The 26157-nt window shown below is 44.8% G+C and carries 25 protein-coding genes; 9 read left to right on the top strand and 16 right to left on the bottom strand.

Features of this window, described 5'->3' with window-relative positions; all coding sequences use genetic code 11:
* Window positions 1-375: 375 nt before the first annotated feature.
* Window positions 376-1032 (bottom strand): peptidoglycan recognition protein family protein, encoded by a 657-nt coding sequence (locus tag ACKLNH_RS10025; RefSeq protein WP_413112109.1) that lies wholly within the window; start codon window positions 1030-1032, stop codon window positions 376-378.
* A gap of 207 nt (window positions 1033-1239) precedes the next feature.
* Window positions 1240-2079 (bottom strand): AraC family transcriptional regulator, encoded by an 840-nt coding sequence (locus tag ACKLNH_RS10020; RefSeq protein WP_413112108.1) that lies wholly within the window; start codon window positions 2077-2079, stop codon window positions 1240-1242.
* 234 nt (window positions 2080-2313) lie between these two features.
* On the opposite strand from ACKLNH_RS10020, the gene ACKLNH_RS10015 reads away from it, so the two are divergent.
* Window positions 2314-3837 carry a SulP family inorganic anion transporter gene (locus ACKLNH_RS10015; RefSeq protein WP_413112145.1) on the top strand — a complete coding sequence of 508 codons (1524 nt, stop codon included), beginning with the start codon at window positions 2314-2316 and terminating at the stop codon, window positions 3835-3837.
* Between the two features lie 127 nt (window positions 3838-3964).
* Here ACKLNH_RS10015 and ACKLNH_RS10010 read toward each other — a convergent pair whose 3' ends face one another.
* Window positions 3965-4459, bottom strand: coding sequence for a GNAT family N-acetyltransferase (locus ACKLNH_RS10010; protein ID WP_413112107.1), 495 nt, complete (start codon window positions 4457-4459; stop codon window positions 3965-3967).
* Window positions 4460-4632: 173 nt separating this feature from the next.
* A complete protein-coding gene (locus tag ACKLNH_RS10005) occupies window positions 4633-5997 on the bottom strand; it encodes an MATE family efflux transporter (RefSeq protein ID WP_413112106.1) in 1365 nt (454 codons plus the stop codon).
* Window positions 5998-6099: 102 nt separating this feature from the next.
* On the opposite strand from ACKLNH_RS10005, the gene ACKLNH_RS10000 reads away from it, so the two are divergent.
* Together ACKLNH_RS10000 and ACKLNH_RS09995 are read left to right on the top strand one after the other, a co-directional pair.
* Window positions 6100-6975 (top strand): LysR family transcriptional regulator, encoded by an 876-nt coding sequence (locus tag ACKLNH_RS10000; RefSeq protein WP_413112105.1) that lies wholly within the window; start codon window positions 6100-6102, stop codon window positions 6973-6975.
* A 155-nt stretch (window positions 6976-7130) separates the two neighbouring features.
* A complete protein-coding gene (locus ACKLNH_RS09995) occupies window positions 7131-7415 on the top strand; it encodes a hypothetical protein (protein ID WP_413112104.1) in 285 nt (94 codons plus the stop codon).
* A 50-nt stretch (window positions 7416-7465) separates the two neighbouring features.
* Here ACKLNH_RS09995 and ACKLNH_RS09990 read toward each other — a convergent pair whose 3' ends face one another.
* On the bottom strand, window positions 7466-7987 hold the full coding sequence (locus ACKLNH_RS09990) for a hypothetical protein (protein WP_413112103.1): 522 nt from the start codon (window positions 7985-7987) through the stop codon (window positions 7466-7468).
* 239 nt (window positions 7988-8226) lie between these two features.
* On the opposite strand from ACKLNH_RS09990, the gene ACKLNH_RS09985 reads away from it, so the two are divergent.
* Window positions 8227-9084, top strand: coding sequence for a tetratricopeptide repeat protein (locus ACKLNH_RS09985; protein ID WP_413112102.1), 858 nt, complete (start codon window positions 8227-8229; stop codon window positions 9082-9084).
* Between the two features lie 21 nt (window positions 9085-9105).
* Here ACKLNH_RS09985 and ACKLNH_RS09980 read toward each other — a convergent pair whose 3' ends face one another.
* The 6 genes from ACKLNH_RS09980 to ACKLNH_RS09955 all read right to left on the bottom strand — a co-directional run bounded on the left by ACKLNH_RS09980 (window position 9106) and on the right by ACKLNH_RS09955 (window position 15011).
* On the bottom strand, window positions 9106-9471 hold the full coding sequence (locus ACKLNH_RS09980; RefSeq protein ID WP_413112101.1) for a DOPA 4,5-dioxygenase family protein: 366 nt from the start codon (window positions 9469-9471) through the stop codon (window positions 9106-9108).
* 115 nt (window positions 9472-9586) lie between these two features.
* Window positions 9587-11383: an adenine deaminase gene (locus ACKLNH_RS09975; protein WP_413112100.1), complete on the bottom strand. Its 1797-nt coding sequence runs from the start codon at window positions 11381-11383 to the stop codon at window positions 9587-9589.
* A 7-nt stretch (window positions 11384-11390) separates the two neighbouring features.
* Window positions 11391-12722 (bottom strand): NCS2 family permease, encoded by a 1332-nt coding sequence (locus ACKLNH_RS09970; protein ID WP_413112099.1) that lies wholly within the window; start codon window positions 12720-12722, stop codon window positions 11391-11393.
* A 12-nt stretch (window positions 12723-12734) separates the two neighbouring features.
* The gene (locus tag ACKLNH_RS09965) at window positions 12735-13967 is read right to left on the bottom strand and encodes a Zn-dependent hydrolase (RefSeq protein ID WP_413112098.1); all 1233 of its coding nucleotides are present in this window, start codon (window positions 13965-13967) and stop codon (window positions 12735-12737) included.
* A 324-nt stretch (window positions 13968-14291) separates the two neighbouring features.
* Window positions 14292-14558 carry an HP1242/YdcH family protein gene (locus ACKLNH_RS09960; RefSeq protein ID WP_413112097.1) on the bottom strand — a complete coding sequence of 89 codons (267 nt, stop codon included), beginning with the start codon at window positions 14556-14558 and terminating at the stop codon, window positions 14292-14294.
* A 261-nt stretch (window positions 14559-14819) separates the two neighbouring features.
* Window positions 14820-15011, bottom strand: coding sequence for a hypothetical protein (locus tag ACKLNH_RS09955; RefSeq protein ID WP_413112096.1), 192 nt, complete (start codon window positions 15009-15011; stop codon window positions 14820-14822).
* A gap of 434 nt (window positions 15012-15445) precedes the next feature.
* Here ACKLNH_RS09955 and ACKLNH_RS09950 point away from each other — a divergent pair, with 434 nt between their 5' ends.
* Window positions 15446-15988 carry a hypothetical protein gene (locus tag ACKLNH_RS09950; protein ID WP_413112144.1) on the top strand — a complete coding sequence of 181 codons (543 nt, stop codon included), beginning with the start codon at window positions 15446-15448 and terminating at the stop codon, window positions 15986-15988.
* A 114-nt stretch (window positions 15989-16102) separates the two neighbouring features.
* On the opposite strand, the gene murQ is transcribed toward ACKLNH_RS09950, so the two are convergent.
* Window positions 16103-17002, bottom strand: coding sequence for an N-acetylmuramic acid 6-phosphate etherase (gene murQ / locus ACKLNH_RS09945; protein WP_413112095.1), 900 nt, complete (start codon window positions 17000-17002; stop codon window positions 16103-16105).
* A gap of 189 nt (window positions 17003-17191) precedes the next feature.
* Here murQ and ACKLNH_RS09940 point away from each other — a divergent pair, with 189 nt between their 5' ends.
* Window positions 17192-17473 (top strand): hypothetical protein, encoded by a 282-nt coding sequence (locus ACKLNH_RS09940; RefSeq protein ID WP_413112094.1) that lies wholly within the window; start codon window positions 17192-17194, stop codon window positions 17471-17473.
* Between the two features lie 52 nt (window positions 17474-17525).
* Here the strand turns inward: ACKLNH_RS09940 and ACKLNH_RS09935 are convergent, their stop codons facing one another.
* Window positions 17526-18431: a LysR family transcriptional regulator gene (locus tag ACKLNH_RS09935; RefSeq protein WP_413112093.1), complete on the bottom strand. Its 906-nt coding sequence runs from the start codon at window positions 18429-18431 to the stop codon at window positions 17526-17528.
* 190 nt (window positions 18432-18621) lie between these two features.
* Between ACKLNH_RS09935 and ACKLNH_RS09930 the strand changes: the two genes are divergently transcribed.
* A complete protein-coding gene (locus ACKLNH_RS09930; RefSeq protein WP_413112092.1) occupies window positions 18622-19917 on the top strand; it encodes a serine hydrolase domain-containing protein in 1296 nt (431 codons plus the stop codon).
* A 112-nt stretch (window positions 19918-20029) separates the two neighbouring features.
* Here ACKLNH_RS09930 and ACKLNH_RS09925 read toward each other — a convergent pair whose 3' ends face one another.
* The 3 genes from ACKLNH_RS09925 to ACKLNH_RS09915 all read right to left on the bottom strand — a co-directional run bounded on the left by ACKLNH_RS09925 (window position 20030) and on the right by ACKLNH_RS09915 (window position 21864).
* Complete coding sequence (locus tag ACKLNH_RS09925) at window positions 20030-20530, bottom strand: GNAT family N-acetyltransferase (protein ID WP_413112091.1); 501 nt, start codon at window positions 20528-20530, stop codon at window positions 20030-20032.
* A gap of 193 nt (window positions 20531-20723) precedes the next feature.
* Window positions 20724-21425, bottom strand: coding sequence for a phosphatase PAP2 family protein (locus tag ACKLNH_RS09920; RefSeq protein WP_413112090.1), 702 nt, complete (start codon window positions 21423-21425; stop codon window positions 20724-20726).
* 130 nt (window positions 21426-21555) lie between these two features.
* Window positions 21556-21864, bottom strand: a complete 309-nt coding sequence (locus ACKLNH_RS09915; protein ID WP_413112089.1) for a hypothetical protein — start codon at window positions 21862-21864, stop codon at window positions 21556-21558.
* Between the two features lie 262 nt (window positions 21865-22126).
* Between ACKLNH_RS09915 and ACKLNH_RS09910 the strand changes: the two genes are divergently transcribed.
* Window positions 22127-25489, top strand: coding sequence for a mechanosensitive ion channel domain-containing protein (locus ACKLNH_RS09910; RefSeq protein ID WP_413112088.1), 3363 nt, complete (start codon window positions 22127-22129; stop codon window positions 25487-25489).
* Window positions 25490-25576: 87 nt separating this feature from the next.
* A complete protein-coding gene (locus ACKLNH_RS09905) occupies window positions 25577-26116 on the top strand; it encodes a copper resistance protein NlpE (protein ID WP_413112087.1) in 540 nt (179 codons plus the stop codon).
* Window positions 26117-26157: the final 41 nt, after the last annotated feature.

Genomic DNA, 26157 nt, shown 5'->3' with positions numbered 1-26157 from the left:
TCCTTAATTCATTCCAAATCTAGACAAAACTGCGTTAAAACTTCGCAGCAGCTACCTTGACATTGAAAGCTATTAACAACCCAACCATCACGGTTATACCAATATCCAGTTCCTCCTGAATTCAGCTCGAACAGGTACGCCTGCCCATTAGATATTAGCGCGCCATTAACTGAGCAGGGTAAAACTATTTCTTCGCGGTTAGCTTTTTCAGAAGAGACTAAAGTCGCACTATCGAAATAGTCTGTGATTACCTTTCGACTTATATCATAATCCGAGCACTCTTCATTATCAGACAGCGAGAAATTAGTTACTTCAATATCACTACCACTAGCGCATGCAGATAAGGTTAACACCAATATTAATTTAACTAGAAATCTATTCACTCGTGCGCCCTTTATGCAAATAATTTAGCAATTGAATTCCTTCCGCTTCTTTTTTTCTTGCGATAGAGCCATGAGCATACACATCTTTGCGAAGACCTAAAGCGTATTCCTTTATCAATACCTCAACTAGCCACTTCGTTGAGTTATATTGTTTTTGTGTTGGTTCCGTGAACTGTTTCGTTCCCGCATTATATCTACCAACAACTTCAATACCTACGGAGTCGGCGTTTGAAGGGTACCTGATTGGGTAAGCTTTCTTGGCCTCATACCTTGAAAGGTTTTTGACTCGGTTACTAAAACTAACATTTGATTCATGCAAAATTGCATTAATGTTCTTTAACTCTTTAGGATCTGCACTGCTTTCTTTCCTACCTCTAGAGTACATGATGCCAACATGCCAGCACAATTTAGTCAATGAAGCCGTTTGATATATTTTCCCCTCTTTATCAATCAAAAAGTGTGCACCAACTTTTTGTCCTCCCTTATAACCATTTAGCGCACTTTGAGCTGTTGAGCCTGCTGTTCTATGTAATACTATGGCATTGACCTCAGCCATTTCCCCTTGCTCAATGTTACTATAAGTCTCCACTTTCACATTGGAGTTAGTTATCAATCCATCTTTAATCGTATACTTAATATTATTATTCATAAATCCCCCTACTTTGAAGGATATTCTATGATGACCTTAAGGGCTTGCCCTCTTTCACAAGAGATAAAATGGATCTAAGATAAATATTTCCTTAGACCCACTCAGTACTTTCACTTAAATCTGGAACTACCCTCAAATAAATCCAAACACTACATTGCCACTCTTAAAAACAGACGCGATGCAATACTTTACTATGACTTGTTTCCTTTAGTCATTGTTATCGAAAATTGCCTTTATGTTTTGATACTGCTTTGGGGTCGAGGCTGTGTAGTTGACGAAAGCTCGATGTAATTGGCTTTGATCAGAGAAGCCAACTTCAATAGCAACATCGGCGATCTGCATTCCACCTCTGAGCAATGCTTTAGCTTTCTCGATTCTATGGTTGTTTAAAAATGACTTTGGTGTAATTCCAAATTGGCGTTTGAACTTTCGAATTAGTGTCTCTTTACTTTGCCCAAGCTGATGAGCAAGCGTATCTAACCGGGGGGCATTTTCGATATCTTGAAGAAGGCGTTCTTTAACTTGAAGCGCCAATTTATCAGCATCGAGCAACTCGTTTCTTGGTAAACAGCACCGACTAAGTATGCTGAGTAGAGAGCTTTCGACAATTGAAGCAACTTGCGAAGACTCGTCCCTCAAGAGCTCTGACACCAATTGCCCCAAATCGCGCTCATTAACATCATGGCGAAACAAGGGTTGGTCAATGGTGTACTCTGTAACCTCATAACCAAATAGCTTTGATAACGCCCCACAGCACCAATCGTTGTCGATGTATAACATGTGGTAACTGCGCGGTTTTTCATCCACAGGGTTACAGGCGTGAACCATGTTAGGCTCAATAAGGATAATATCTCCTTTTTTAAGGGCGATATGCCCCTTGGGCAGCGACAAGCGTGTTTCACCGCCCTCTATTATTCCAATCGATAAGTCTGAGTGGCAGTGAGCTTTATAGCTTTGTGTGCTGTTTTGAGTCGATCGCACCGTCAGGTAAGGGGTGAACTGACTTGTCCAGTAACTTTGACTAATATTCTTTACGCTAGCTACCATTACCGTAAAACTCCATTTCGTTGGCTTTTATTTATAAATGCTGACATGACCCCTCAATCTCGTGCGCCCTTTCTCAACCTTTCTGTCAGCGTATCGTTAATCGTATGACGCATAAACTCCCTCTACTTTTACATACGGAAAACCAAGGACCACCACTGTCGATCTAATGTTCGACATTACAGCATTGTATTGGTACATTGCGTAACTTTTTTACCCCGGAGTCTTTACCCATCGATGTTTGAATTACGCAGTAACCCCAATGCATCAGTCCGCGCCGATCTATTCGCTGGCCTGACTGTTTCCCTAGCCATGGTGCCAGAAGTGGTCGCCTTTGCCTTCGTCGCCACCGTAGATCCCATGGTGGGCCTCTATGCCGCTTTTATTGTTGGCTTGATCGCTGCGATATTCGGCGGCCGTCCGGGCATGGTTTCCGGTGGCGCCGGAGCCTTAGCCGTGGTAGTGACCGCGCTTGTGGTTCAACATGGCGTTGAATACTTATTTGCCGCCGTTGTCTTGATGGGGATCATGCAGCTCTTGTTTGGTTTGTTTCGCCTCGGCCGCTTTATCGCCTTAGTGCCCTATCCGGTCATGCTGGGCTTTGTAAATGGCCTAGCGATCGTGATTTTCCTTGCCCAATTGCAACAGTTTCAGACCCTTGAAGACGGACAGTGGCACTGGCTTTCTGGTACACCGATGTTGCTGATGCTAAGTCTTGTCGGTCTGGCGATGGCGATCATCCATTTTCTGCCGCGCTTTAGTCGAACCATTCCTGCGTCACTGGTGGCGATTCTTGTCGTTACCGCTCTCGTGCATGGACTAGACCTGCAAACTGCCACAGTGATCGATTTTGTTCGCAGCATGTCCGGCAATGCGAGTGCCACGCTTAATGGTACTCTACCTAACTTCAGCCTACCGATGGTACCACTGAGTTGGGAAACTCTGAGCATTATCTTCCCCTATGCGCTTATTTTGGCGGCTGTGGGCTTACTAGAATCCCTGCTGACATTAAATTTGGTGGATGAGATCACCGAAACCCGCGGCCAACCTAACCGAGAATGTTTGGCTCAGGGCGCAGCTAACATCGTCTCCGGCTGCTTCGGCGGCATGGGCGGCTGTGCGATGATCGGGCAGAGCATGATCAACCTTAACTCAGGCGGTCGTTCTCGTTTATCCGGCGCGACTTGCGCTCTCTCGATCCTTGGCTTTATCCTATTTGGCTCTCATCTTATCGAGATGATCCCCCTCGCCGCACTGGTGGGTGTTATGTTTATGGTCGTGCTGGGCACGTTCGAATGGGCCAGCCTGCGGATGATTCGCAAGGTACCACGAGCAGATGTGTTTGTGATCGTTCTAGTCACCGTGGTCACCGTACTGACCGACCTCGCCCTCGCGGTATTGGTCGGCGTGTTGGTATCTGCACTACGCTTTGCTTGGGATCAGGCTACACGCTTAACGCTCAGCACCGAGGCTGGCGACAACACGGCGAACTACCGTCTGGAAGGGGTCTTGTTCTTTGCTTCTGTCACTCACTTTCATAACCTGTTTGATATCAAAGCGGCTCCCAAGCACGTTAGTCTCGACTTGAGCCGAGCGCGCCTAGCGGATCACTCTGCACTAGAAGCGATCCATAAGCTCAGCGGTAACTTCCAAGCTCAGGACAAGAGCCTGTATTTGCTTGGGCTAACCGATGAATGCCGAGCACGACTAGCGCGTGCCAGCGATCTGGTTAAGGTTCAACTCGCTGAGTCTGCCGCCTAATTTGAAATTGCACTAACAGTGCGTGAATAATCATTGAATAAGCAGAATACAACAAAGACGTGTTACGCTTTAAGGTGTAACACGTCTCTATTCAGTTGGGGAACGTTGCTTTAAATCCTAAGCATTTTCAACCAGAGACTAGACGAGCCATATGGTACACAGAAACGTATTCGCCATTACGGAATGCATATAATGCAGATTCACCCTCAATAACAAAACCAAATTTTTTATAAAGGCCAATTGCTGGCTTATTGTCTACATATACTGTCAGTTCGAGTCGCTTTAAATTCAACCAGTTATCGGCCAAATCAACGGCAGTTGATAACAACGCACTTCCCACCCCTTTACCCATTTCGTCATCTTTCACCCCCATACCAAAAGAAGCAACATGACGACGCCTAGGATTAGTGCAAATTTCTAGCCCTAAGTTACCAACAACAATTCCATCTAACTCTGCCACATAAGAATGGACATTATCTGGGATATTAGCCATCCGCTTAGTCCACATCTCGACAGTAGGATGAGGTAACTGCAATGTGCTTGAATATGCCTGCTTACACTCATAAATCGCTTTGATTAATTGAGCGTCTGATGGCTCTGACTTTCTAACGGTAATATCCATTTTGCATATACCTCCCTTAAATGCATAACAAATCATGGTGTTGCCCGCTTTGCGCTGAAACATCCCTGATAGAACAACATATCAAAAATAATTAACGCATGCTATTGTTAACCAAAGGCATGCGTTCAGCATAAAGCAGTTGTGATCCTGACTTCACCGCCATCATTCGAATATTAAGCCAGAATCAATTCACTATTAGCAGACCTTTTCCTCATCTTTATCACGTCACGGCAAAGCAGTGGGGCTATCACTAATATCAGTGTGATATTCGACAGCGGGACGGAGAGCCAAACACCTTCAACAGATAACCATTGTGGTAATAAATATAAAAATGGAACCTGAATTAATATATTACCCACCGACACCAGCAGAGCATACATACCTTTGCCTACCGCCATAAAGTAAACCGATGCAAGGAAAATAAAACCATCGAGATAGAGCGCAAAAAGGTGTAAACGAACCCCCTGTACCGCTGCTTCCAGCAGGGTATTGTCACCTTGGGCAAATACCTGAATAATTTGCGCCGGAAAGGCATTCAATATGATGACCGCCCCTATACCTGAAACCACAATGACCTTAAAAGCCAATTTAACGGTTTGCTCTACTTTACTGTACTTTTTAGCCCCAAAGAAATAGCTGACTGGTGGCTGCATACCAGACGCTAAACCTTCAGCAAAAAGATAATAAATTGTTGCCATATACCCAACGATAGCAAAAGCTCCAACATGCACAGCCGATCCATGCAGCATAAATAGCTTATTATGTAAGGCTGTAATGAAGCTAAAATACATGAACATAAATAAGCTTGATGCACCTAACGATGTAATCTTCATCAACAGTTCAATCCTAATCGAGTAAACCGTAAGCTTAATGGTCGACATTGATGACAAGAAGTAGCCTAACGCAAGCAAGAGTATGAGGGCTTGTGATATTACCGTCGCAATTGCTGCGCCTTTTAGAGCCATATCAAAGACCCCTATCAATAGGTAGTCGAGAAGTATATTGGTGACAGCACCAATAATAGTGAGGGCTGTGGCAACTTTGGGGCTATTATCATTACGAACCAACATGGGTAATGCGCCAGAAGCAATGGTAAAAACGGCGGCATAAATGAAGATATTTAAGTATTCACTGGCCAGGCGTAACGGCTCTCCTTTGGCGCCTTGAAGTTGCAATAGCTCATCAATAGATAACGCAAGAACAAAAGACGACATTAAACCGAATAAAGCGATTAAACCCAAAGCACTCGACAGTGTTCTGCTGACCTTCTCTCTCTGTCTTTCACCACGATAAATAGACATTAAGGCCCCTCCCCCCATGCCAATCATGATGCCAATTCCCATAATGCTGCCGAGTATAGGCCATGCCATATTTATTCCAGCTAACCCTTCAAAACCGATGTAAATACCAACAAAGATCCCATCAATAACTTGATAAATACCACTAATCACCATCGCTGCTATTGAGGGAATCGCGAACCGCCAAAACGTTTTGCTTACCGACTCATCGCCATTAATCTCTTCGGGATGTCCTTGCATATGTACAGGTCTCTATATGTGCCATTTTCTGATGCCATTATGCTTGAGTATGAGATTGATGGAAGTTAATATCCATCACTATTTCGGATAGGTTGGTAAGTAATGCATTGGACCATCGATCAGCTAGAAGCGTTCACAACGGCAGCATCTGCGGGCTCTTTTTCAGCAGCGGCGCGCCAATTAGGCAAGGCGCAATCAAGAGTCAGTACAGCAATTGCCAATCTTGAAGCAGATCTTAATGTTGAATTGTTTGATAGAAGCGCAAGATTGCCTGTTTTAACGCCAGTGGGTAAAGAGATTTTAAATGAAGCACATGCGGTCTTAGCACAGTGCCAGCGACTCAACGCTCGCGCCACGAGCGCAACAAATCAACAAGAGATCGAGCTAGTTATCGCAATAGATGAAGCCGTCCCCATCCTCGCATTTCAATCCATACTGTCAGAGTTAGCCTTGTGCTTTCCACTACTAAAATTAACCCTCATTAATGGATCTCGTGACGATATCTCTGCGCTCGTTGAGAAGAAAACCGCTGATATTGGTGTATTATTCCACAGTGGCAAATTACCGGCTTGTATTGAGTTTCATCCGATAGGTAGCTTCCAGCAGACATTGATCACCTCATTACATCACCCGTTAGCGAAAGTCACAGCCCCAACCATAAGTGAACTGGCACCTTTTCGCCAATTAGTCATTTGTGATAAACGAGGCGATGGGCGTGAAAAGCCGATTACAGCAAATCATTGGCATATCGATAGTTACTTCATGATAACCGAGTTAGTCATTCAAGGACTTGGCTGGGCACTGATCCCTGATCATGTGGCACAATCGCATTGGTATCATGATGATATAAAACACCTTTCAACTGAGAACATTCATCGCAATATGCTAGTCGAAGTCGGTATTGTAAAAAGAACTGATCATGGCGTCGGTATGGCATTTAACTGGTTGATAGGAAAGATATCAACCACATTTAAGTAATGCATTACCCAGCATAACCGCGATGACGCCAGTATCGTTATGTGGCAATTTGCCGTTTAACTGAAACCGAAGTTACCGAATTTCTTCTCTTTTTTTGCCCAAATTTCATATTTTAAGCAATACTTAACAAAATATTAACAATGTTAAGGAATGGAATGCAGCGCTTCTTAAATGTACTACTAACGGCAGATCGTGAAAAACGCTATGGCGTTATGTTTGTTCTTATCGGCTTGGGCGGTTTGTTAACATGGGTTAAGCGGGTTTATAGTGACTTTGATCGCGCTGAGTTTAGCGCCCCATTCACAGTATGGCTGCCTGATGTTCTGCTGTATGGCCTTCTCGCCATGGCATTTGGTTGGGTGATTGCAGCGGTACTCGCTATTGGCTTGGTGTTATTAGGAATTGTTGACGCGAGGTGGCTGGCAAAATTCAAGGAATAACGGTCAAGGATGCAGATAACGCGTTGTGGCTATCGCTTGCTTTCAGCGCGTTAGGAACGACAAATGAATGCCTTAAGGCGCGCTCGCCAAGACAAGCGCGGACGGCATTTGTCTCCCTCATAATACGCTCCCATAAAACGCTCTCGAAGCGCGTTGCCCTGACCTTGCCCCGCCCGAGTTAAAGACTCAACCATGGCCATGGCATATTCGATCGCTAGTGAGTAGTCAATAGCACGATACCCTTGATACATAAACCATAATGTAGCGACGATTTCTGCTTCGTCGGCCAGATTATTGCGATAGCCTTGTTCACCAAGATAACCGCTAAGAATACCATCCATCGCTTGCATTGACTCTGCATGGGTATCGAGCTGTTGCTGATACGCTTTTACTGCTACGGTCAAAAAGCCTAATAGCACATCTTCTCTGCCGTGATTCGCCAGCTGCTTGCAGCGTTCATCATAAGAGGCAGATTCGGCTTGAATCCATGCCATCATTGTTTCATGTTGCTGAGGGCTCAGTGACAGGTGTGATAAACCTGCCGTGTTCAGTTGCTGGTGTAATACGGTCATAGTCGCTTATAAAATCTTGGTCTGCGCGCTTACGCAACGTAAAACGCTAGCTTACCCGTTTCGGTACGAGGGTGCGAGCGTGGCAGGAGATAAATCGCCACAATGCCTATGTGTTATCAGTCACACGTTAAGTCATGCCCTTAAAAGTAGTTATTTCGCACTTTTTCACACAAGAACATTTACGAGCGTGAGCGGTAATCCTATCTTTTCTATATGCCACCGCCTTGTTCGAGAACAGCATGCCTTACCTACTTCCGTTGTTGATCATTCTTATTTCTTTTTCTAGTGCCACCTATGCTGAGCCAGAGGCCCACTCAGATACCGACTTGTTGGATCGCCCACTCATGGAGCGCTACATCCTCGATGAGCTCAAGGCACTGCGTTATGATCAGCAAGATTTGGAGAAAAGGCTCATCATTCAGATCACCGATCGAGAATTATCCGTTGCAGATAAATCCCTTAACTATGCGAATGTTACTGTCACCTATTTTTTCTATATTATTGCTGGCGTCGCTTCGTTAATCGCACTGGTTGGCTGGCAATCATTGCGTGAGTTCAAGCACAATACAAAAGAAATGGCAGATAAACGGTTAGATGTCATTGCAAAAGAGTATGAACGAAAATTCAAAGCGTTAGAGCTAGACCTAAAAAGGAAAACGCGCATTATCAGTGAGAATAATAAAGAAATTGAAAGGATCAATGAGATCCACAACTTGTGGTTACGCGCGCAAAGTGCGCAAACCGCAGAACAAAAAATTGATGTTTATGACGAAATCTTAAGTATTCGACCAGGTGATCTTGAAGCACTAACCTACAAAGCCGATGCCGCAATGGAGATTGAAGAATACAACTGGGCCTTGAGCTTGTGTAATCGCGTCATTGAGCTAGACAATACCAATGGCCCAGCCCTCTACCAGCGTGCTTGCGCGCACTCAAGGCTCGGCGTCGAAGAGCAAGCAATAACCGACTTAGAAATGGCGATCAATGCAAGCCCCTCATTAAGAGACCTTATTAACACTGAACCAGACTTAGAAGGGCTACATGGTAATCCAAGGTTTGATGCGTTATTGGCCAGTGGTATCGAAGCACTGCAATAACACAGCGCTAACGCTATTCTGCTATTGTTTGGATCGCGCCTCAAAAAGGCGCAAGTCCAACGCCACTGCATCCCCAAGCCAATAAGCATAGGCTGTGTGGTCAATCAGGTCATCACCCGTGTCAGCATGAATTAATACACTCAGTTGGCCACGATTTTCGTCCAACCAAGGAATAAAACGCTCGAAATCTGCCTTGGTGAATAGCACTTGGCAACTCCACTTGGTATGGGGGCCAACAGGTTTTTGATGTAGCCTACCCACCCTGAGTGAAAATGTTTCCCCTATGCGACGACACAAGTTCGTTGCAAACAGCAATGTATTCGAATCAAAATAAATATGAGCGTGGTAAGCCTCATGATTATTTACCGGTCTTTTGGGACATTCCATATCAACCACTCCTCACTTACATTAACAAGCACACTAATCGTATTTGGTTCGTTCAATATCGCCTCTTATTATAGAAAGAGGCGACACAGAACTTCGCTAATAACAATGGTTCCCGTCAGCGTGAAGATGATGGGAATAACGGCACAAAGGTTTTACTTTCAACGTCGATTAATCCCTTATCAGACAGTTTTGCCTTCGGAATGACAGGCAATGCAATCGTCGCGATACGCAACATTGGATTGACGGCCTCTTCGAAGCCTAAGGTTAACACTGCCTCTTTCAACCTTTCACCTTCCACCGCCAACGACTCGCAATCCAGTGTCGACATCAAACCAGCAACAGGTAGTGCTAACGAGCCCAGTAGCTGACCATGATTGGCACACGCGATGCCACCCTTCATCGCTTTTACCTGCTCAATCGCCGCTATCGCATTCGCTGGCGTGTCATACATCACCGTTAAGTTATGGCTATCATGAGAAACAGTCGCAGCAATAGCGCCTTGCTCTAGGCCAGAGCCACTTACCACCGCCAACGTTCGCTGATCCTTTTTGCCATAGCGGTTCTGAATCATGACAAATTGATACCCTTTGGGTAGCACTAACTGGCCATCAACGACGGGGATAGATATCTCTCGCCACTCAGTTAACGACGCATTCAGTTTCAGGTAGTGCAAAACATTAACAACGACAGAGCCTTCGTTAACTGGCGCGTTGATTGTCAACATATCAGCCGTGAAGTCCGGCAACTCAGCGGTGGTATCTTGCACTTCCAATGGGTGCTGCTGAGGCGTGAATGGCGCGATATACTGCCCCTGCTCTGCAACCCGCTTTCCTTGGCTAATAACTTGCACTGGGCGTGGGTCACTCAGATCATCAACCAGCAGTAAATCTGCTACATAACCCGGCGCAACCGCGCCTAAATTACGAATTTCCAGATCTTTTGCGGTGTGTAACGTCGCGCAACGAATCGCAGTAACGGGATCTAACCCTGCTTCAATGGCCACTTTCACCACATGGTTCATATGGCCATGCTCAAGAATATCAGCCGCTTCTCTGTCATCGGTGCAAAGGCAAAGGTAATCGTGATATTTAAACGATTTAACCGCATCGACAATATCTCGAACATTACGGGACATTGAACTTTCCCGCGCTTGCACATACATGCCAAGGCGCATTTTATCTTTGGCTTCTTGGCCAAAACGCGACTCGTGATCGTTGGTGGGGCCCGTGCATAAGTAGGCATTCAAGCGCTGCCCATACATGCTCGGTGCATGACCCTGAATATAGGTCGACTGCTGTGTCGAATGCTCAAGAATCGGATTCATGCGATCGTCTTGCTCCAGCACACCCAAGAAATCCATGACCTCACCGACACCAAAAACATCATCATCATTGCACAATGCGATCACATCTTTACTGCTAAATGTCGCACCCGCTGACTCCATTCCCGGCAACGCTGGCACGCAAGAAGGAGCTAACACCAAGTTCCGAAGTGGCATATCTGCACTGGCTTGCGCCATGTACTTAACCCCATCAAACCCCTGCACATTACCAATTTCATGCGGATCAGTGACGACGGTTGTGGTTCCCCACGGTAAGACAGCCTTAGCAAAGTTCTGCGGCGTCATCATGGTACTTTCTATATGCAGGTGGGCATCAATAAACCCGGGGATCAAATAGCGCCCCTGTCCATCAATAACCTCAATTGCTTCACGCTGAACGTTTTCACGCTTTAAGTTCTCGGGGTCGATATCAACATACGCGATAAAGCCATCATATAGCCCCACTTGACCGGGGTGAATTTCGCCAGTAAATAGATTAACAACCTGCACATTCGTTAGCAGCAAGTCAACGGGTTTCCGCCCCATCGAGGCGGCAACCAAGGCAGACATATCCTTAGGATTAAGTCTCATACAGTTCCTATTTGATCGCAAAGAAGTAAATGAGTGGTATCGCCAACACAAACAGACCAGGATGAATATCTCGGTAACGACCAGCACACAGCTTAATCGCGATATAAGATAAAATCCCCATGCTGATCCCATTGGAGATACTTGAGGTATAAGCACAGAAGACAATAGTGGCAAACGCCGGCATAAACTCTGTCGGATCTTCAAATTCAAGTCGCTTCACACACGTTAGCATTGACATTCCAAGAAGGATCAATATCGGTGCGGTAGCAAAAGCGGGGATCATAATAACGATTGGTGTTAAAAAGACACACAATAAAAAGCACAGGCCGGTTGATATCGCCGTCAACCCTGTGCGGCCTCCCGCTTCAACACCTGCCGCTGATTCGATATAAGTGGTTAACGTTGTCATACCGAACAAAGAGCCCACGGTTGTGGCAATCGAATCTACCCAAAATGGGCGGTTGATATTGGGTAAGTTGCCTTGCTTATCCAGAAAACCTGCTTTTTCTGATACACCAAGCAAGGTGCCTAAGGTCGAGAAAAAATCTCCGACAAAAAACGTAAAGATGAAAGAAATATAGCCAAATTGTAATGCGGCAACGATATCAAGCTCAAAGGCAATCGGTGCCATCGATGGGGGTAGAGAAATAAGATGATCTGGCACTTGCGTCATTCCTAATGGAATGCCGATCACAGTGATGATAATGATTGCCAACAATAGACCACCATTCACCTTTCGAGCGGTAAAACCGGATGCCAGTACTAACCCAAGCAAGGTTAACAAGACCTTATATTCACTCATACTGCCTAATACAATCGATCCATTTCCGATCACCATCAGGCCACCACTCTTAAATCCAAGCTGAGCAATGTACAAGCCAACCGCAGCACCAATGGCAATTTTGACATTGGTTGGCATCATCTTCACGATAAGTTCACGCAAGCCCAAAAACGTTAAGATAATGAAAGCAATACCTGAAATAAACACCATCCCCATCGCGGTTTGCCAGTTCACCACACCTTGTGCAACTAAAGTAAAGGCGAAAAAAGCATTGCCACCCATCGCTGGGGCAATGGCAAAGGGGAGATTAGTAAAGTAACCCATAGCAAAACAAGCCAATGCAGAGAGCAGTGCCACTGCCACCGTCACCGCACCCACATCCATTCCTGCTGCGCGCATAAACGACGGATGGACAATCAATATATAGGCCATCGCCATAAATGTAGTGATGCCCGCCATCAGCTCAGTGCTCAACGACGACCCCTTCTGGGTGAACTGGAAACGACTATCTAGCTTATCGGCCAGCGTCGCTTTTTTCTCTAACTCTTGTGTTAGCATGTAACGTCCCTATCAAATTTCCATATTAATAATAAATTGGGTCAGCACCTCTGCACCAACCTCTAAGTGTTCATTGGCAGTGTGTTCCTGCGGGTTATGGCTATAGCCGCCTTCGCTCGGCAAAAAGATCATGCCAACCGGGCAGATCGCGGAAAAGATACCCGCATCGTGACCCGCACCACTATGAATTGGCACTGTTTGATAACCGATTTGCTCTGCCGCTGCTCCGAGCTGAAGTTGCAACGCCTTATCCATGGCAACCGCTGGTCCTTCTCCCATGACTTCCGTTTCAAAACGTAAACCGTGTTCTTTTGCTAAGTTCTCGCAATAGCAAACGATCTGATGGTGTAAATCATCGAGTGAACAGTCACTCACATCTCGAATATCAATTTCAAGGTGCGCGGTGGCGGGGATAATATTGGCTCGATTCGGTAAACAAGTAATACGCCCTGCCGTAATGGTGGCGCTATCGGTAAAGTGAGCATCCAGTAAAACAGGGATCTGATGAATAAAACCCGCAGCGCCAACCATGGCATCACGCCGCTGATCCATTGGCGTTGCCCCCGCATGATTCGCCTGACCAAAGAACGACAAACGCACTCGCTTTAACGCGCTAATGGCGGTCACAATACCTAAAGAGAGGCCAAGCTTATCCAGCTTTGCCGCTTGTTCAATATGTAATTCAATAAACGCAGCAGTGTTATCACTGCTATATTGCTGCGTTAAAATGGCGTCTGGCTGCAGGCCATTATGCAAGCACGCGGTGACATAGTCGGTGCCTTCAGTGTTCTTAATCTGTTTAAGATCATCGAGACTAAATTGTCCTGTTACCGTCTTACTGCCAATAAAAGGACTTTTAAAATCACACCCCTCTTCTGCTTCTAAGGCAATCACTTCAATTGGAAACGCGGTTTTAATCTGACGACGATTAAGCGAATCAATCATTTTTAAGCTACAGGCGATACCTGCTAATCCGTCATATTTTCCGGCCTCTCGCACTGAGTCATAGTGAGAACCAAGCACGACCGTTTTCGCCTCACTCTGCTCCCCTTGCCTCCGTCCTCTAACATTGCCAACCTCGTCAACATATGCGGTTAAACCCAGCGCTGTCATTGTGTTAAGCACATACTGCCGCGCTTGCAACGCTTCATCTGTACAAGGAAACCGCGTTACCCCCTCAATGCTGGTTGAAAAGCGGGCCATTTCGTCAATAAACGTGGAAATAGAAAACGAATAATCATCCATGATTAGCTCTTTTACATAACAAGTGTGTAAGGAAAGTTAAATAGAATACACCAGTTATCTGCCTATTGTTAAGATGTTAATATTATCAAAAAGAAAATTATTTGATTGCAATTAATAAGTTATTACAATCTCATCAACAGTAAAAAGCTGCCAATCAAACACAAAAAAAGGGTTGGCATAGAAGCCAACCCTTCTCTGTATTGCTGCGGTCTGAGGCGTAAGTCTCTTCATACGTATGCGAGTATGACAAGCGATCAAGCCTACTTTTCCTGTAGGCTTCAAAACGAAACACCGTCTAAGTAATAGCGTTAGCCTCGTTTATGCTCAAGTTGAATGGGGGCTGGCTTGCTGATGATGCTCGCTGAGCTGCTGGTATAACTTATCTTTTAACGTTACTCGCTTCAGTTTTAAATCATGCATGCTCTCATCATCTATCGGGCTGCCCGATATCTCGAGTTGGCGAATACGGTAATCTAACTCGTGGTATTGCTGAAGCTCTGCTTTAAATTCGGGGTCATCATGGTTGAGCTGGACAATATCCAATTTAAGCTCAGGAAAGTCTAAGATAAAGGCGTGATTTTCATTTAGCATTGGCATTCCCTCTATAAATCGACTCCCTCAGTATAGGGGGAATCAATAAATAGAAGTGTGGTTTAATACACAAAGCCGCACCAAAAGTTTATTTGAAGAGGCAAAGGTGGCATCCGATGTTGTTCTAAGAATTATGAACGAATACGCTGACTAATTTTCTTTTCGCTGACAAGAAAAATAGAAAAACAGCTCAAAATCAAAGCAACAAACCACAAAGAGAGTGGGCTTCCACTCTCTCTTTTTCGACCTCTGCCTTTACTTTTAAAGCAACCCTTCATCCATAGCTTGCTCTAGCACCGCTTCACTGGCAGAGATCAATGCCACTTCCCATAGCGAAGTTAATAATGCTGCCTCTGTACCAATAGAGACACGCGTTAAACGATCTAGCTCGCGCAATGAATCAATGGTTAGCGGCTGCTGAAATAGCTGCTGAGCTCGTTCGAGTAACTCCATCCCCTTCCCCCTAACCTCACTAGATCTGCATATCGTACATTAAGCAGTCAAATCATGCAGAATATTAAAACAGCTTAGACCAATATCTTATACAAGCACCACTCCACTAGCCTTGTGCTGATGGCACGAGTAACACGCAATAATCCATACTTTACATTGTAGAGCGACAACTCAGCCTCATCGCATTAAACACCTTTAGCGCTATAGCTACGATTATTAAACATTTCCAAACACAATCGATAACAACCTGCTGGCCGGATCAGCACATGGGTACAATTTAATCAGTTTTTAATCATTAAAAGTAGATCCCTACTCCTACTTTATGCTAGTGTTTACACCTGTGAACAATACTTAACACTGAGCAAGGTGCTAATTTTAAGATAAAGTATTGACACTTAACAACAATAATGCAAAGCAACAGAGGAGAAGAGATTTTGTTAGATGTGATTACAGAAGTATTAGGGTGGACCTCAGTTGCGTTCTACATCTCAATTACTATTTTCAATAGCATGAAGGTAACTCGCTATGCCGCCTTTGGCTCTGCGGGTAACGATATTCTTTGGTCTATTCTTATGGGCTGGTGGCCAAAACTGATTTTGAACCTGTCAGTTGCGGCAATTAATAGCTTCCGCTACGTGAAAGACTTTACTCGTGCGCCTAAGGCAATCATAAATGTCATGGCTGCAATTATGGCGTCATCGATTCTATATATCGTCTACGTGGCAGTCAGCGGCTTTATCGCAGATCCAACACTCCCTGTTGCATTCCAATTTATGGATCTAGGACTGATTGTTGCCGCGCTTTCAATGAAATCGCTACGTAAATACCGTGTATTGATGCTGATTTCTGGTTTTGTGGGCATGGTAGCGTACTTTGGTACTATTCAGATGATGATTATCAAAGCGATGGTTATCGGCATCATGGCGTTCAAACTGTTATCTCGCAGCCAAGACGAAGTTGAGCCACAAACCGTTTAAGTTAAAATATCGACACGCGCTAATGCCGTGCTGATAACGAAATACCCCCCAGTGTCTAACTGGGGGGTATTTTTTTATCCCTGCTTTCATCCCGGCAATTTAACCCGCATTAAATTATTGTTCTACAATCGCTTTGCGGGTAAAGCCATGTTGTTGCGCAAGGCGCTGACGTGCCATCGACACATCACACCCTGTCAAAAGCATCACAATTGCAGTTTTACAGTGCCCATCTGCTTGCTGCAGTGCCTGTGCTGCTTCTGCATAACTGCATTCGGTCGCTGCCATAACAATACGCTTTTGGCGCTCAACCAATTTTGCATTGGTGGCTTCGACATCAACCATTAGATTGCCATACACTTTACCACTGCGGATCATCGCGCCCGTCGATAGCATATTCAGCACTAACTTTTGTGCCGTGCCAGCCTTCATCCGGGACGAGCCGGTTATGACTTCCGGTCCAACAATCGGGCTTATCGCAATATCTGCCGCGTCAGCCATTTCACTACCAGGGTTACAACTAAGACTCACCACCGTTGCTTTCACTGCGGAGGCATACGCCATTGCCCCCAGCACATACGGTGTTCTACCACTAGCGGCAATGCCTACCACCACATCCCGATCGCTTAACAACAACGACTGTAGGTCCAAACGCCCTTGTTGTGTATCGTCCTCTGCATTCTCAACCGCTTGCAATATTGCACGGTGTCCACCTGCGATTAACCCAACCACTTGTGCGGGATCTGTGCCAAAGGTGGGTGGGCACTCACTGGCATCCAGTATGCCTAGCCGACCAGAGGTTCCGGCCCCAACGTAAATCAATCGCCCACCTTGAGAAAACGCAGTAGCAATCGCCTCTACCGCCTGAGCAATGTTGTGCAATTCATTTTCAACAGCAAGGGCCACACCTTTATCTTCACGGTTAATCACGCGTAGCATATCGAGCGTCGATAACGTGTCGATATCCATACTGCTTTCATTACGGCTCTCGGTTATCGATTGAGATAAGTCTTGCATGCTGCTGTCCCTTTCTATGTTTATTGATGCCAGTAAATAATACGCGGTTAACCAAGCGAGATGAAAGGCCTTTCTTGAACCAGGTTACACAGAGGTGCATCTTATTTGTAATGCGCCGTTTAAATTGCACTCTTAGACGGCAATGATAAGATATCACTCTGTAGCACGACATAACCTGGGTACTAGTTCATGTCCAAAAAACCTGATCGGTGTACTGCCATGTGGCAGATCATCCACCAAGTAAAAAGTGAATTGCCACTGTATGAATCAGATACCTTTGTTTGCGGACCAGACAATAACTGTATTGGTTGTCCCAAAAAACTGTTGGAGATAGTCGATACTGAAGTAACTTATTGGGAGTCGGCCATGAAGCGCGGCATTGTCCCTCAGTTCGATGAAATATCGCGTTTTGCCAAACTGTGTAAGAATATACGCCGCGGCTTGGTACGTAATAATCTCATCGCCGCTTAGCCATTTCACGGATTAACGGCCCAAGAATGAAGAAGAAATACATGGTACTTTCTTATGCCTTACCGCGATTCAGGTAGCGGTTTGATACGGCTTTAATTACCTCAATCACACGCATGGTTTCTGGATTATGCTTTGCATGCAATGAGTGGTATAAGCATAACCTCTGCAGATAAGTATGATGCAACTCAACTGGAAACAACTCAACTAAATCACCCGCATTCAATTGTGGTTCAACGCTGCAGCGAGGCAAAATAGCCCACCCACTATCCTGTAGTAAACTAGTTAACACCGACATATCACTAATATATCTGCAAAGTGGCGATACTTTAAAAGCAGCAATTCCTTGTCCACCTTCATTCTCGATCAACAGTTGCATATGAGTTTCTAAATCGTTATAGCTAAGCTCTTTATATTCAGATAATGTGTGATTCTTCCCTGCAAATGCGCCTAACGTTAAATAACCTAAGCTCAAGTGCTTGATCTCCGCAGCTTCTACCGTTGTTACTTTTAGCTCTCCGGCCATAATTGCCAGCTCAGCACCGCGGTTTCTTATTTTGAGATAAGCCTTTTCTCGCTCTGAAGACAACCAATTTACAGATAGCAAAGGCATAGACATTGAAATACCAACGTCAATCTCTTTTATCATTTCTTTTGGTAATAGCGGATCATATAGAATTGTTAATTGCTTTAAATTAAAGTCGACCTCTGACAAAAGCCAAGCAAAATCGCCAGACTGCTTACTGATATGCAAGGCCCGAGGGTAAAGGCGAGTTGCATTTGGTGTTGGCTCGAGTTTCTTACCATTAATTTGAAACAATTTGTAACCTGCAAGATCCTCTAATGCCAAAATATGCTCGCGAATCGTGCTACGCCCTTTTTGTAATTTTCGCGCAGATTCGCTATACGATCTCGTTTCATAAACACTGCGAAAGCAATGTATCTGGTCAAGTGTAATCATGATAAACCATTTGTAGTGCCGTCTCGAACATTATCGACTTGGGGGTAGTGTTTGTCTACGTATAATAATGCGCAGGCCTAATAGTGAGAATACCTAACTTTTAGTGCGCAGACCTTACCGCATTTTTCTATGTAAAATGCTTTGTTGTTAACGAAATGTACTTTCGTTGTTGTAATGTTCAGGATAAATAATGAAAAGAAAATTACTTACCGCCTCCGCTATTGCTAGCATACTCGTCTCAGGGGTAGTCAGCGCTCAAAACTATGAACCAGAAGCAGTATCAAAAGTTCTTGAAGGCTACTCAAATGCAGAGTCGCGTTATTATATGGAGAACTTCAACGTTGGCATGCTGACACGAGGCGCGGCTGGTGGCTTGTGGTACAATATGCACGCTTCGCAAAAAGTTCCGACAGCAGTTCTTCTCCGTAGACAACCCGTAATTACACTTGAAGAAAAAAAGGTACCAGCGATCGGCGAGATCGTCGTTGAAACCGATCTTGGAGAAATGAGCCTGGATAATTATCTAGTGCATGAGAAGTCTTATGCACAAGGCATGGTTATTGTTCATCAAGGTAATGTTGTTTATGAAGAGTATCCAGGCATGCAACCTCTGGATTCACACTTTTGGGCGTCAAATGCCAAAATACTCGCGTCGATGGCTATCGACCTACTCATCGATGATGGTTTGATTGATGAAAATAAAACTATGGGCTTTTATGTTCCTGAGTTCAGAGGGACTGCTTGGGAAGAGATTAAAGTCGTTGATGTAATGGATATGACTGCAGGTCTCAACGCGTTTGACGACGCTGCCAACTTCTTTAACCCTGAATCTGTTACTGCTCGAATGTTCTCTGCCATGCTTGCAGGTTCAAAAGACGAAACCCTTTTAGATATTATTAACGATGCAGAGAAGCTTGAAGAGCCAGGCGAAGGCTTTAGATATTCATCTGCTGCAACAATATCTTTGGTTTATCTTGCTGAAGCCGTAACAGAAAAGCCTTGGCCTGCATTCTTTGATCAACAAGTTTATTCAAAGATGCATGTAGAAGGTCCATTGCAAGTACATCTGTCGCAAGAAGGCACTGCACTGCTCAGTGGCCCAGCAAGTTCAAACCTGCGCGACATGGCGCGTATCGGTATGTTATACACACCTAGCTGGGATTTAGTCTCTACAGAGCAGATCATTTCTGATGAAGCACTAGAGCGCTATCAAACAGTGACTCGATCTCCTGAGTGGTTCCAGACCGATTCTGCATATCGTTTTATCAATCGTCTGGATAGTGCTGAAGGTGTTGTAGGTGCTGGTCGCCAGTTTGATTTACTCTGGGATGATGGTGATTTCTTTAAATCAGGCATGAATAGCCAAGGCCTTTATATCTCACCAGATCGTGACCTTGTTATCGCTTACTTCGCTACTGAAGGTACACAGCGAATTCAGCAATATTTACGCCCTATCGTTACATCTGGTCTATTTGACAAAGAGTAATTCAGCACATCTTTGCTATCTGACGTCACCGACCTCAGCATTACTAAGATTAGAATAGCCTGCTGATGCTTCTGTAAAATAAAAGCCAGCCGTTGTTCTTCACTTTAGGGGGCTAACGCCCCCTTTCTTGACGTTTAATCCCGTCACTTTCGGCATTATCAAATTGCTGCCGAGTCACCAACCCCCAGTGGGGATCGAGGTAGACATCCTCAGTGTAGTGTCCACTCGTATAGCTTCCTATTACCTCACGCCAAAAACGCACAGCATGACTCGCCCCTTCCACTTGCTTTATCTGCCAATGGCCACGAAATTTATTAAACATCTCCACAATAAAGCGCTGGCCCAACCTGGCCTGCCTAAAAAATGGCACGATATAGAAATCGCACACTTCGTATTGGGCTGGCTTATTAATGGCTATAGCAGTATGTCCCGCTGGTGTGCCGTCAACATAAAGTAAATAGCCACAAACATTGCCACCTAGCTGAGTATCAAGGGGAAAAATACCATTCTGATTTGGTTTCTTGTTCATTATCTTGGAGAATTCACCTTCATAAGCTTGAGCAAGATTAAGATAAATATGCAGATTTTCGTTATTTACTTTAACAATATGCATCGCGCTAACACCTTTTACCGCTTGCAGGCGCAATGCATGCCATTACTCAATGCCAGTATTCTCACTGCATTATCGAGAAATGCGCACCATGGCACCCATCGCCTTAAGACTTATATTGAGCTAACTGTATATAAGCTTTGTGCGACGGGCTTTCTCATTTATGAGTAAAAGACAGAACTTCCCGAAAGAGGCGCTAGGAGGAGGAATCGATAGGTATGAAAAGGTATAATAATCCAGCAAATATCACAGACGCTAAAATGTCTGCCGGATAGTGCATTCCTAAATAGACACGGCTACCAGCAACGCCGGCTGCCCAACTCATCAACAACACAAGCGGAACAATCGCTTTAGCCCGCCAGAAAAAACCACTCCAAAACACCACACAAACAGCAGCGAAAATAGTGTGCCCAGATGGAAAAGAATAATTCATTTCACCTTGCCAGTGTTGCGTTCGCCAATGGCTCACTGTTTTAGCGGCAGCAGTTACTATCTGCTGTTTTTCGTTGGCATTTGCGGCATAAAATGCCGAGGTTGATGGCGTCAACTGTAATGAAACAAGTGAGACGACATAGGGTCGCGGTACGGCAGTAAACTGCTTCAAGCCCGTTTTTAGCATGAAACTCAGTAATAAAATGAGGGCGAACCGCCACCACAATGATACCGAACGCTGCAGAGATAAGCGCATCAACAGAGGAGATAAACAAAGCAAACTTACCATCATAAGAAAGAGTGGCTCACCGGCTGATGCGGACAATGCCCCCAGCGCTATCCCAACCACAGAAGATACTGGCGCTAGCAGATCGGGAGTTGGAGAGACAAAAAACAAGATCAATAAAACGATGGCAAGCAGCAGCAGGCTAACAAAATGCGCAGCTTTAGATGAGGAAAAGAACACTGTACGCTACTCAAATAGGCTAATCGGGAGAGTATAACCTACCTACAGCTTAAAAATAAATTAGTCTTGCACCCTACTGCATAGGGCCCATTTGAATAGAGTAACGTACATACCACTAGTACAACTTAGCTTAACGATGTACCGCAAAGTAAAACGTAACAATGCAACTAATTAGCCCTAGGTATACTAAGAGCTTATTCCACGTAACGCCGGATAAATCAGCTTGTTCATAATAAGCGAATGTAATCTCCTCATAATAGTTTAAGCAAGATGTTTGTTCGCTGGCTGAGAACTGCTGTAATTCATCACGTAACTCTTCGCGCTGTACATAAAGCAACTCTTTAACGCTTCCTCCTAATGCTTCAAACTCCTCTCTTTCTAAGCGGTGCTTTTCTGCAATATTATCGATAATCGCCTTATTCCTGTCTGTGCATATCATGGCTAACCACCTTATTATTATTTTAGTTTTATACGTCGTGACTCGCGTCTCGAGTATAACGAATTCCGCACGAGCATTAACGGTATCCGTATTAATCAGTTTACGTAAAAACCGCCGCTACCCAAATAGTTGTCCCAGCGTATGCGACTAACATCAAACTCTCTGTACAGTTTATGAGCACTGCATGATCTAAATATGACTCTCGACAATATTTCTCGGGTCAAATGCAAGCTGCTACACTGTCAAGATGAAGGAGGAGGAAATGGACAAAAAAAAACTAATGCAGCCTATCAACAGGCTTTTCCTTCTTATCTTACTCGTTAGTCCTTTCTTGTTATTCGCAGAAAGTGCATCACCTCCGATAGACTCGACGTATCACTCTCCAGAGATAGAAACCATTCAGCAATGGCAAGAATCCATTAGCAATAACATTGACCAGCTTGAACAGCGTCAACAAACACCAGACGTTGTTGCACTGCTAGAGCGTTACCTTGATGGAAAAACCCAACTACAGAGCATTATTACGACTAATCGGCGAATACAGCAGTTAACGAGCGATATAGAACAATTTACTCAACAAAGAGAAGCAATAGTCCAAGCTATCAATCGCTTTTCAACACAAGCTCTGCCCCCAATAAACAACCTCGACATTGATGAATTAAAGGCTGCCATTGAACAACAAAAAGCATTAATTGAACAACAAACGATTGAACGACAAACGCTGCGAAAAACACTACAAGAAATCGATTTGCTCGTTAATGACTATCCAGAGTTGCATGCCGCCACTACCGATAATGTAAAGAAACAGGAGCGACAGCTTGAGCGCAGTAACAACAAAGACACGTTAGATAATATGCTTACGCAACTGGCGATCAGCGATGCACGCGCACAACTTCAATTGCTTGAAATTCAATACCGCTCAGCGTCAAATCGCTTTGTACTCAGCGAACTCAAGCTTGAGCTCATTGGCTTAAGCTTAGACACTCGACAAGCATACTTAAATAACCTTAATCGCACCTTGCGCGAAAGAGAAAGACCACTACAAAGTGTCACAGAAAGAGAGGAAAGTAACGCAACAGGTATTTTAAACCTCGATCATCCCGAGTTACTACAGGAGCTATTATCGCGCCAACAGAGAATCCAAAATGAACTGGTTCAACTCGAAACAGACATTGCTCAAACCCAAGTAAAACAGAGTCAGACAAAAAAAATACAGCAAACCATCACTACCACCAGCAACGAACTCGACCAAATTGCCGAGTGGTTAAAGCTAAGCCCTGCATTTACAGACAGTTTTCGTCGTCGTATTGAACAGTTGCCTCCAGAAGCACCGATTCAGAATCTCGAAGAGAGTATTGCCAGAAATCAACTCAACAAGTATAGCTACCAACAAAGAAGTAAAGCCTTACTAGAACAATCTACCCTGCCGTCAAGTTCCGACATTCCTCTGGATCAGCAGGCTCCGTTCGCGGAGGCATTGGAAAGCAACAGCGTATATACTCAGCAAGTCATCGACCTTTATGATGATCTTATTTTTGAGCAGGCTACACTACTTCTACTCTATGAAGAGACAAACAACGCGTTAAACTCTTTAAAAAAACGGGCTGAAAAGCTGCTTTTTTTGGCGCCCAATGTAAACCCTGCCAGCTTAGAACAAGTCACGCAAACTTGGCTAAGAATTCAATGGTTTCTCTCACCCTCGCATTGGGTCTCGGGCGCAAAACTTGTCGCCGATCTGAGTCTCACCGTCATAATTGGTTTACCTTTAATCATAGCCCTGACTCTGTTTATATATGGTGTTGCAAAACGAAGTTGGAAGCGCTACCTCAAGGAGACAGCCAAGAAAATTGGTAAAGTGACCCAAGACAGCATTCGGTATAGTTTTATTAATGCTGTCATCTGTTTCTTTCTTGCCTTACCCATCCCTTTTATTATCAGCCTTGTTAGCTATGCCCTTGAATCAGCATGGCAATACCCATTTTGGCACCACATTGGGCAAGCTCTGTCGATCACCCCAATACTGTTGGTCTACTTAACCATTCGCGAGTTATCCAGACCTAACGGCTTGCTAATCGCACACTTTGGCTGGCAAGAGAGCACCGTTGCCCTTCCGTTAAAGCTGTTTACCCAGTTAATGTGGATGTATATTCCACTCACTATCATGCAAATGTTTGCCTTGCATTATAGTGATACCGATATCAACGCAACACTCGGCAGGCTTGCCTTCGTTTTTAGCAACATTGCCATTAGCGTGTTCTTATGGCGAATGGGCCAAGCCAAACTTCCTCTCACTTATGCGGATCTACCGGAAGGAAAAGTGCACTTTCAACACCATCTATTCTGGGGCGTCCTTACCCTAACTCCGCAGATTCTCTCTTTCTTCGCTTTAAAAGGGTACCTCGCCGCATCACAAGCCATTATGCAGCACCTCGCTATCTCAGCGGTGATCGGTGTGCTCACCTTATTAATTTACTTCCTGATTAAACGTCTAATGCTAATACAGAAACGTCGGCTTGCATTTGAGCGCGCTAAAGCACGTCGTATTGAGCAGTTAATGCAGCGACAAGCAGAAGCCAGTGAACAAGACGATGGCCATAGCCACAATGAATCTCATCCAGAAATAGAAGATGAAGAGATAGATTTAGATCAGATTAGCGATCAGTCATTGCGCCTGTTGCGTTCACTGTTACTTATCATTTATCTCATCGCGCTAGGCGTTTTTTGGTCTGATCTCTATCAAGCATCAACCCTATTGCAAGAAGTCATCGTCTGGGACGCGTCAAGCAATATTGATGGCTTAGAAAAGATCTCCGCCATTACACTTCGCAGCCTGGTATTGTCACTGCTTGCCTTTGTTCTCACCCTGTTACTATCGCGCGACCTTCCTGCGGCAATGGAGCTGTTAGTCCTGCAGCACCTCTCCCTTTCTCCAGGCAGCGGTTATGCTATCACCACCTTAACGCGCTACGTTGTCATCGTGGTCGGTATTCTTGTCGGCTCAGCATACCTTGGCTTTGATTGGTCGAAAATGCAGTGGCTCGTTGCGGCTCTTGGGGTCGGGCTAGGCTTTGGTTTACAAGAAATATTCGCCAATTTTATTTCCGGTCTCATTCTGCTATTTGAGCGGCCAATCCGCATTGGTGATACCGTTACTATTCGCAATCTCACTGGCACCATTGCCAAAATTAATACCCGTGCCACTACTATCGTCGACTGGGATAGAAAAGAGGTAATTGTGCCAAATAAAGCGTTTGTCACTGAGCAATTTGTTAACTGGTCATTATCCGATGCAATCACTCGAGTTAAAATCGCCATTGATGTCAATTACCTTGCCGATAGCGATCTCGTCACCGAGTTATTAGCCAAAGCGGCCAACGAGTGCGAACTGGTACTCGAAGCACCGTCGCCCGAAGTCTTTTTTCTTGGTTTAAGCGCTAACATACAGCAGTTTGAAGTGCGTGCTTACGCAGCAGAAACCGATCACAGACTCAGGCTCACCCATGATCTGCACAAGAAGATCAGGGAAAAATTTATTCAACACGGCATCCTTTTAGCCCCTCCCCAACTGCAAGTGCAGATAGAAAACCCGGTTAGCGATGTTAATCCAACTATCAAAGGGCGTTAATCATTTCTGACATTACCCTAACATCGCAACCTATTGAGCATGTTTACAATAGCGCCATCTCATTACAATAAAAGAGAAAGGATGAACATGAAAAAGACACTACTAACTATGCTGCTATCTGTATTAGTCATGGCTGGCTGTAAGCCTCAAACTGAAGAAGCGGTTCCAGCACAGTTACCAGAAGTGAGTGAAGAGCAAGCAGAGCTACCCGTTCAATTACCCGAAGAAGTAGAGGGTGTCGATGGCATTCAAGGCGCGGAAGGCGAGGCTCTTCAAAAAACAACCAAGCCAGTTCAAATTCCAGAAGGCGATCTTCACACTGCGCAAAATGCATTGGATTGGAATGGGACTTATACCGGCACATTACCTTGCGATGAGTGTGAAGGGATTACGACACAACTGACATTGAACTTCGATGGTGAATACACCCTAGTTGAACAGTTCATTGGTTCCGACAAAGAAGACAACACGGTATCAGGGCAAATTGCTTGGAATGCTGCAGGTAACACCATCACGCTTGACGACAAACATTATTTTGTCGCCGAAGGACGCCTGTTCCAGCTAGATGACAATGGTGAGCAAATTGCGAGTGATCAAGCCATGCACTACGAGCTAATCAAAGAATAAGCGCTTTGAGGGAGGAGCTGATATAGCATCAGCTCCTCCCT

The organism is Thaumasiovibrio clandestinus, from assembly GCF_047250365.1.
Taxonomy (GTDB): Bacteria; Pseudomonadota; Gammaproteobacteria; order Enterobacterales; family Vibrionaceae; genus Thaumasiovibrio.
This window is presented reverse-complemented; position numbering and strand designations above follow the sequence as displayed.

What these genes read in the sequence shown, in the direction of transcription:
- ACKLNH_RS10015 (WP_413112145.1), top strand. Translation starts at nt 2,314, where the DNA reads ATGTTTGAATTACGCAGTAACCCCAATGCATCAGTCCGCGCCGATCTA.
- ACKLNH_RS09975 (WP_413112100.1), bottom strand. Translation starts at nt 11,383, where the DNA reads ATGAGACTTAATCCTAAGGATATGTCTGCCTTGGTTGCCGCCTCGATG.
- ACKLNH_RS09930 (WP_413112092.1), top strand. Translation starts at nt 18,622, where the DNA reads ATGAAAAGAAAATTACTTACCGCCTCCGCTATTGCTAGCATACTCGTC.
- ACKLNH_RS09970 (WP_413112099.1), bottom strand. Translation starts at nt 12,722, where the DNA reads ATGCTAACACAAGAGTTAGAGAAAAAAGCGACGCTGGCCGATAAGCTA.
- ACKLNH_RS10005 (WP_413112106.1), bottom strand. Translation starts at nt 5,997, where the DNA reads ATGCAAGGACATCCCGAAGAGATTAATGGCGATGAGTCGGTAAGCAAA.
- ACKLNH_RS09915 (WP_413112089.1), bottom strand. Translation starts at nt 21,864, where the DNA reads ATGATATGCACAGACAGGAATAAGGCGATTATCGATAATATTGCAGAA.
- ACKLNH_RS09990 (WP_413112103.1), bottom strand. Translation starts at nt 7,987, where the DNA reads ATGACCGTATTACACCAGCAACTGAACACGGCAGGTTTATCACACCTG.
- ACKLNH_RS10025 (WP_413112109.1), bottom strand. Translation starts at nt 1,032, where the DNA reads ATGAATAATAATATTAAGTATACGATTAAAGATGGATTGATAACTAAC.
- ACKLNH_RS09955 (WP_413112096.1), bottom strand. Translation starts at nt 15,011, where the DNA reads ATGGAGTTACTCGAACGAGCTCAGCAGCTATTTCAGCAGCCGCTAACC.
- ACKLNH_RS09910 (WP_413112088.1), top strand. Translation starts at nt 22,127, where the DNA reads ATGGACAAAAAAAAACTAATGCAGCCTATCAACAGGCTTTTCCTTCTT.
- ACKLNH_RS09935 (WP_413112093.1), bottom strand. Translation starts at nt 18,431, where the DNA reads ATGATTACACTTGACCAGATACATTGCTTTCGCAGTGTTTATGAAACG.
- ACKLNH_RS09980 (WP_413112101.1), bottom strand. Translation starts at nt 9,471, where the DNA reads ATGGAATGTCCCAAAAGACCGGTAAATAATCATGAGGCTTACCACGCT.
- ACKLNH_RS09960 (WP_413112097.1), bottom strand. Translation starts at nt 14,558, where the DNA reads ATGCTAAATGAAAATCACGCCTTTATCTTAGACTTTCCTGAGCTTAAA.
- ACKLNH_RS10010 (WP_413112107.1), bottom strand. Translation starts at nt 4,459, where the DNA reads ATGGATATTACCGTTAGAAAGTCAGAGCCATCAGACGCTCAATTAATC.
- ACKLNH_RS09940 (WP_413112094.1), top strand. Translation starts at nt 17,192, where the DNA reads ATGTCCAAAAAACCTGATCGGTGTACTGCCATGTGGCAGATCATCCAC.
- ACKLNH_RS09995 (WP_413112104.1), top strand. Translation starts at nt 7,131, where the DNA reads ATGCAGCGCTTCTTAAATGTACTACTAACGGCAGATCGTGAAAAACGC.
- ACKLNH_RS10000 (WP_413112105.1), top strand. Translation starts at nt 6,100, where the DNA reads ATGCATTGGACCATCGATCAGCTAGAAGCGTTCACAACGGCAGCATCT.
- murQ (WP_413112095.1), bottom strand. Translation starts at nt 17,002, where the DNA reads ATGCAAGACTTATCTCAATCGATAACCGAGAGCCGTAATGAAAGCAGT.
- ACKLNH_RS09925 (WP_413112091.1), bottom strand. Translation starts at nt 20,530, where the DNA reads ATGCATATTGTTAAAGTAAATAACGAAAATCTGCATATTTATCTTAAT.
- ACKLNH_RS09985 (WP_413112102.1), top strand. Translation starts at nt 8,227, where the DNA reads ATGCCTTACCTACTTCCGTTGTTGATCATTCTTATTTCTTTTTCTAGT.
- ACKLNH_RS09905 (WP_413112087.1), top strand. Translation starts at nt 25,577, where the DNA reads ATGAAAAAGACACTACTAACTATGCTGCTATCTGTATTAGTCATGGCT.
- ACKLNH_RS09965 (WP_413112098.1), bottom strand. Translation starts at nt 13,967, where the DNA reads ATGGATGATTATTCGTTTTCTATTTCCACGTTTATTGACGAAATGGCC.
- ACKLNH_RS10020 (WP_413112108.1), bottom strand. Translation starts at nt 2,079, where the DNA reads ATGGTAGCTAGCGTAAAGAATATTAGTCAAAGTTACTGGACAAGTCAG.